This window comes from Actinosynnema sp. NPDC020468, from assembly GCF_040642015.1.
Lineage (GTDB): Bacteria > Actinomycetota > Actinomycetes > Mycobacteriales > Pseudonocardiaceae > Actinosynnema.
The window spans coordinates 1-3527 of sequence record NZ_JBFAEO010000106.1 but is presented as its reverse complement, the minus strand read 5'-3'; the positions used below and the strand labels follow the sequence as shown (position 1 = coordinate 3527).

Here is a 3527-nt window from a genome sequence, read left to right as displayed (position 1 = left end):
CCAACCAGCCGCCTTCACCCACCAACCGCCAACTGCCGCCCGCGATCCGGAGGCCATCGGACTTGAGCGGCCACCCCTCGCCGGTCGCGCCCGCGCGGTCGTGGACCGGTGTCACGGACCGCAGCGGCCGGCGGGGACCGTCAGACCGTCGGCCTTGGCGATGGCGCACGGCACCATGAGCTCGTCCGGTGACATCGCCCAGAGCTGGGGCACCGAGTGCAGGTACGGGAAGGAGAACCCGTTGGTCGTGATCCGCGCGATGGTGCCGCCCTCCTCGGCCTTCAGCGGCACGGAGTGGGTGCCGTTGGCGCCGATGTCCACGTCCCGGAAGGGCGTGGTGGGGTTCTTCGACACCAGGCCGGAGTAGATCCGCACCGTCTTGCTGTTGTACGGGTCCCACACCTCGAGGTCCAGCGAGGTGGTGCCCTTGGGGATGTAGAAGTAGCTCGGCGCCTGGGTCAGGCCGGAGCCGAGGCCGAGGTAGGTGTGCGCCGACCGGCCCGTCGCCTTGTTGGTCGGCACGTCGAAGGTCAGCGGGTACACGTACGCGTAGTCGCCGCCTTGGCCGACGGTGAACCGGTAGACGCCGGTCGACGGTGCCGGGAGGGACGCCTTCGCCAGGAAGCAGACCCGGTTGGCGAACTGCGGGCAGCTCGGCAGCTCCACCGGGCTCTGGCTGGTCGTGCCGAGGTCGCGCAGCGTCGTCCAGGACCTGGTCGTCGGGTTCCACTGCTCGACGCCGTAGTGCACGTCCCGGGAGACGTACTGGGTGTTGCCGGTGTCGGCCTTCTGCCACAGCATCTGGAACCCGATGGGCGTGCCGGCGGCCGCCGACGTCACGAACTTCGGGGTGAACCCGCTCGTCGCGCTGTTGTAGAGGAAGCGGCCGGCCGGCTGACCCGGTGTGACGAACTCGGCGGGCGGCGCCACGGCGTTCTGGTCGACCGAGGACGCGGGCGTGCCGTCGGCCAACCTGGCGTCCTGGAACCGGTGGACGGACCGCACCGGCCAGTGCGCCTTGACCTGGCCCCACCACGCCGCCGTCTCGGCCGCCGTGTAGTGCGCGGGTCCGGCCGCGGTCTGCGCACCGGCCACCGCGGCGGCCCCGTCCGCGTCGTTGCGGCCGTAGACCTTGCTCAACGGCACCATGAGCGCGTTCATGTAGGAGGTCTGGCCCTTCCACATGAACTCCCGCGTCTCGGGCGCGTCGACGGTCATCCGGCCGGTGTCCTGGAGGAAGTAGTAGTAGAAGTACTGCTTGAGGTCGTCGACGCGGCGGTCGGGGCCGGGTTCGGACGCGGGGTCGATCAGGCGGTCGGCGGCGTCGATCAACTCGATCGCCCGGCTCCACGAGTACGGGGTGTTGACGGGGTAGTTCGGCGGGAGCATGAAGTCGGCGAACTCCTTCATCTTCACCCACCCGCGGCCGAACGCCCGCTGCAACCACCTGTCCCGCAACGCGTCGAGCTCGGCGGGTGTCGTCGTCGGCTTCCACAGCATCTTCGCGATGAGGTAGTAGCCGAGGCCGAACTTGCCGAAGTTGAGGTCGGTCTCGGCGGCGAACGCCCGGAAACCGCCTCGGTAGTAGGAGGACACGTCGTCGGCGATCGCGCCGGCGGACAGGTTGTGCCGCACGGGCAGGTTGCTCATGCCCCAGTCCGTGGCGGTGGCCGTGCTGTAGATGCGGTAGTCGGCGGAGGGCGAGCCGGGCAGCAGGCGGGCCATCGCCTGCCCGATGTCCAGGTGCGTCACCAGGGATCGCCACTCGCCGGCGCCGCGGTGCTTGGCGAAGCCCGCGACCGACACCCGCAGGCGCGGGTCGAGGTTGAAGTGCGGCGGAACGTCGTGGTAGTTGTACGAGTACAAACTGGCCCGCAGCAAGGATTTCTTCGACTTCCCCGTCGAGGTGACCCGCTCGGCCTCCGGTCGCGAGTCGAGCCACTTGTCGTACTCGCGCAGCAGCCAGTTCGCGAAACCGAACGTGGTGTCGCTCTGCGACGTCGGGTCCCACTTCTCCGTCGGCTGGTTCAGGCCCTTGAAGCCGTGCAGCGCCCACGGCGCGTCGAGCCGCAGACCGTCGGCCGCGAGGTAGTCCGGGTACCACGTGCGATCACGGGCGTTGGCGACGAACACCGCGTCGGTCCTGCCGCCGTCCTCCGGCTCGATCGCCAACACCGCCAACGCGTCCGGGTTGGCCGTGAACTGGCGGGTTTCGGCCCACGTCCGCACCGCGTCCAGGACGCGCTCGCGCACCTTGCGCACCGTCAGGTCCAGGACCAGCGAACCGCTGCCCACGACCTGCTCGACCCAGGCCGTCCCGTTGGAGAGGAAGAGCCGCAGCGGGTTGTCACTGGTGATCCAGATGTGGTCCTTGACGTCGGCGGGAGGTGTCGCCTGCCGGGCGGCGTCGGTGCCCAGGTGCGTGGGCGAGAGGAACCCCGCCGTGTCGCCGGAGGCGCGGATGTCGTCGATGACCGCCTTCTGGTAGGCCTGCAACGAGTGTCCGGGGTAGGCCGGCGCCGACTGGCCCCGCAGCAGCGCGCCCACCTGCCACCGGCGGTAGCTGCGCTCCACGTTCTCGTCGGCGGGGTCGGTGAGCTTCGCGTTCACGATCGTGCCCCGGCCGTAGTACTGGCCGGCCATCGCGGTGAGGCCGCGGAGGTGGAAGCCGGGTCGGCCGGCCTGCTCGACGTCGAACACGAGCGTGCGCCTGGACGGCGCGGAGACCCAGTTGGGTCCCATGCCGAGGACCTCGTAGTCCACCGTCTCCATCAGCCTCTCGGCGGCGCCCGCGAGCCCGTCGTAGGTGTTGGCGACCAGCAGCGTGCGGTCGTGCTCGCTGCGGATGTAGTACGCCTCGGCGGCGTCCGGACCACTGCCCTCCAACGCCTCGCGCACCGCGGGGTCGTCGCGGATGTCGGCCGTGGCGCCCGCGATGGTGGTGAACACCAGGCCGTGCGACAGGTCCGCCGAGTTCGCCACCGACAGGGTGCGGCCGGTCATCTTCGTGATCGCCTCCTGCACGAACACGACCGCGTCGCGCACCTTCGAGCGGTCGGTGTTGTACTCGGCGACGGTGGTCCCGGCGGTGGTCTTCCAGTCGATCCCGGTCCCGCGCGCCGGGTCGCGCTGGACGACGATCCCGGGCAGCTCGAAGCCCGGCGCGTCGGACACCACCGTGAACGCCCGGTCACCCGCCCGCGCGTGCCCCACCGCGGGCAGCCCGGCCAGTAGCAGTGCGGCCGCCAGGACCGCGAAACGTCTCAGGGAAGTGCTGCGCCACCATGCGGTCATGAGCTCCTCCTGTGCAGGGGCACCGACCCGGTGGCCGGTGCGGGGATGTCGGCCGGACACCCGATCGCCCGGTCCGACCCGGGCCGCCGCGATCGGCTCGGCGCGTCGCGCGGGCAAAAGCGCCGTGCCGCAAGGGAAACCCGGGAGCCGGACCGGCACCGTCGGCGGCCGGGGCGATCGGTGTGTCCGCGGTCGAGTCCGGACCGGCGGGAATCCCGTCGGGTGCTCTGGCC

At 70.9% G+C, this 3527-nt stretch carries 1 protein-coding gene; it reads right to left on the bottom strand.

Annotation, left to right across the window (positions count from 1 at the left end):
• Positions 1–111: 111 nt before the first annotated feature.
• Positions 112–3294 (bottom strand): hypothetical protein, encoded by a 3183-nt coding sequence (locus tag AB0G50_RS35795; RefSeq protein WP_360118540.1) that lies wholly within the window; start codon positions 3292–3294, stop codon positions 112–114.
• Positions 3295–3527 lie beyond the last annotated feature (233 nt).